General features: G+C 59.9%; 3 protein-coding genes. 2 read left to right on the plus strand and 1 reads right to left on the minus strand.

The window, feature by feature from the left end:
* Positions 1–233 precede the first annotated feature (233 nt).
* Both ACIREA_RS29940 and ACIREA_RS29945 read left to right on the plus strand, forming a co-directional pair.
* Positions 234–1,148, plus strand: a complete 915-nt coding sequence (locus tag ACIREA_RS29940; protein ID WP_397385982.1) for a restriction endonuclease — start codon at positions 234–236, stop codon at positions 1,146–1,148.
* 241 nt (positions 1,149–1,389) lie between these two features.
* Entirely contained in the window at positions 1,390–1,581 is a 192-nt protein-coding gene (locus ACIREA_RS29945; protein WP_397385983.1) for a hypothetical protein, read from the plus strand.
* 223 nt (positions 1,582–1,804) lie between these two features.
* Here ACIREA_RS29945 and ACIREA_RS29950 read toward each other — a convergent pair whose 3' ends face one another.
* Complete coding sequence (locus ACIREA_RS29950) at positions 1,805–2,581, minus strand: NYN domain-containing protein (RefSeq protein ID WP_397385984.1); 777 nt, start codon at positions 2,579–2,581, stop codon at positions 1,805–1,807.
* Positions 2,582–2,867 lie beyond the last annotated feature (286 nt).

A 2,867-nucleotide genomic window follows, 5' to 3' on the forward strand; every position in this document is an offset into this window, starting at 1 on the left:
CTGCGTCACACTCACAATGGAAGGAGTGCGCGCCGCACAGACGAGCTAGGTTTTCTTGGCGCTGGGCGAGGTTGGCGACGGGCATGCGGCGGGAGTAGGGGCCGATGTTCGGCTGTGGAGTATGAGCGTCAAATCCATTTTGTAGGCGTCTAAAACCGTTTTCTTAAGTAAATGGGGCTCGCTCACTCCACGTGTCACTTTACTCGGTGCGTTCGTGCATCCATGTCTCCCCCATGCCCATCCCCACCTACCAAGAAATGATGCTCCCCCTCCTGCGCGTGCTCGACGCCGCAGGCAAAGAGCTGCATCAGAAAGAATACAGCTCGCTCACGGCGGATGCGCTGGGGCTTTCGGAGGAGCAGCGAGAGGAGCGGTTGCCCAGCGGGTTGCAGACGTATGTCTTCAATCGTGCGGGTTGGGCGGGGTGGTACATGCAGCAGGCGGGGCTGGTGGAGAAGCCGAAGAAGGGGCATCTGCGCATCACCGAGGAGGGAAGAAAGCTCCTCGCCACGAATCCAGCGGTCATCGACAACAAGGTGCTGTCCGCGTATCCGAGCTTTGTGGAAAAGATGACCAAAGCCCCCAGTGGCGGGACATCGCCCGGTCCCGAAATCGTTCCTCCCGGCACTCAAACCCCCACCGAGCAAATCGAGCAAGCGGAACTCAAGCTGCGCGCGCAGCTCGCTTCCGATCTGCTGGACCTCATGTCGCGCATGGACCCTTACCGCTTTGAGCAGCTCGTGGTCGATCTCCTCTTTGCCATGGGCTACGGCGGCTCGCGGGCGGAGGCGGCGCAGGTGACGCAAAAATCCAACGACGGCGGCATCGACGGCATCATCAGCGAGGACCGCCTCGGGCTGGATGTCATCTACGTCCAGGCCAAGCGCTGGCAGAGCACGGTGGGGCGGGAGCCGATCCAGAGTTTCGTCGGCGCGCTGGCGGGGAAGCATGCCACGAAGGGCGTCTTCATCACCACCAGCGACTTCCACAAAAACGCGCTCGATTACGCCAAGGGTGTCACGCACAAGATCATCCTCATCAACGGCCAGCGGCTCGCCGAGCTCATGATCGAGTATGGCGTCGGCGTGTCCACCGTGCGCACCATCGCGCTCAAGCGGGTGGACTCGGATTATTTTGAAGACGCGTGAAGGGGACGCGCTGCGCCGCAGCGGAGTCCCTCACCAGTTGCAGCGCAACGGGACAACTGGGTTCCTTCGCCTGCTGCGAATGATCCATGTCAGAAAAAGCGCACACCGCTTGTTTTGAAGGCGCTTTAGCGGGAGGGCAACCCCCTCCGTACCTCTGACAAGGCTTAGGCCGCAATAAGGGAATGCCTCATGGATAAACCGGGTGTCCCGGATTAGATAAGGCATGCAAAAAGAAGCACCCATGAAACCCTCCTCCGAACCCCTCGTCTTGAAGTCCCACCCACACGTGGGGGAACCCCACCCCCTGGCGCCCCTGTGGCGTGCGGTCCAGGTGCGCCTCATGGACAGCGCCGACGTCGAAGGAACCGTCGTCTATGCCGGTCCGAAAGACTGGCAGCTGGTCGAATCCTTCGTCCTGAGATCCGCCGCCTGAGCCTGTCGGAGTCCCCGGCTGCTTTCATTCTTCCAGGGTGCGAACCTTGGAGAAAGCAGCCGAGGGCTTTCAGTCTTCCATGGCGTGGCCGCTGCGCCTGCTCTGACCGCAGCCCAGGCCACAGTTCAGCAGGCCAAACGCACCCGCAGGCCACAAAGCACCAGAGTCTGGCACCTCCTGCTTCCTGTGCTCATCCTTGAGCGGGCGCAGACTCAGGTCGGAATCACGGCGCGGAATTCACCGGCTTGGGGCGCACGTGTAGATGCATCATCGGTGGGTTCCCTCCGTCCGTCACCTTCTTGAGTTCCAGGTAGGGCTGCTTTCGAATGAGCTCGCTCAATTTGGGGACTCCATAATTGCGCGGATCAAACGAGGGGCTCATTTTGACGAGCATGCTGCCCACGGCTGACAAAGGACGCCAGTCATCCTCTCCCTCCGATGCCTCGATCGCTGCCAGCAGCAAGGTTTTCAGTTTGGTTTGATTCGGGATCGCGGAGCCCGCCAGCTCCGGCGCGCTTGCCGCTGCAGCAGGTGCATCTCCTGCGGAAGCCGCTGGCGTCTGCCGCAAAATTTCGGTGTAAACAAACTTGTCGCACGCCGCCACAAAGGCCTCCGGAGTCTTCTCCGCTCCAAAGCCATACACCACCAGACCAGACTCCCGGATGCGCACGGCCAGGCGGGTGAAGTCGCTGTCTGAAGACACGATGCAAAAGCCATCCAGGTGGCCCGTGTGCAGCAGATCCATCGCCTCAATGATCAAGGCCGAGTCCGTCGCATTCTTCCCCGTGGTATAGCCAAACTGCTGAATCGGCTGGATGGCCAGCTTGTGCAGCACCTCCTTCCAGCCCTTGAGATTCTGCGTGGTCCAGTCTCCGTAGGCGCGTTTCACCGTGGCAATACCGTAGCGCGAGACCTCCGCCAGCAGTTCAGAGATGATGGCGTAGCTCGCATTGTCGGCATCAATAAGCACCGCCAGTTTCGCGCTGTTAGGATTTTTCATAGGGGAAGAGATCTAGTGCATGTCATTTGGCGGCACGGCATGAAGAGCAAACGATTTCACCGCTCCCCTCCGTGAAACCAGTGTGCAAATTCCATTGATTCATTTATCAAAGGCCCCGTCTGCAGCATCCTTCATCATTTATAATGGTCCCCCTCATGCGCCCCTTCCTCACACTCCTCGCCGCCGCGCTGCTGCTGTCTTCCGCCCTCCCCGCCGCAGAACCCCGCTGAATGCACAAAACGCCTGACATCTTATCCATCCACAGTCATAACAACACCGGTATGAA

It is taken from the genome of Prosthecobacter sp. (assembly GCF_044373815.1).
Lineage (GTDB): Bacteria > Verrucomicrobiota > Verrucomicrobiia > Verrucomicrobiales > Verrucomicrobiaceae > Prosthecobacter.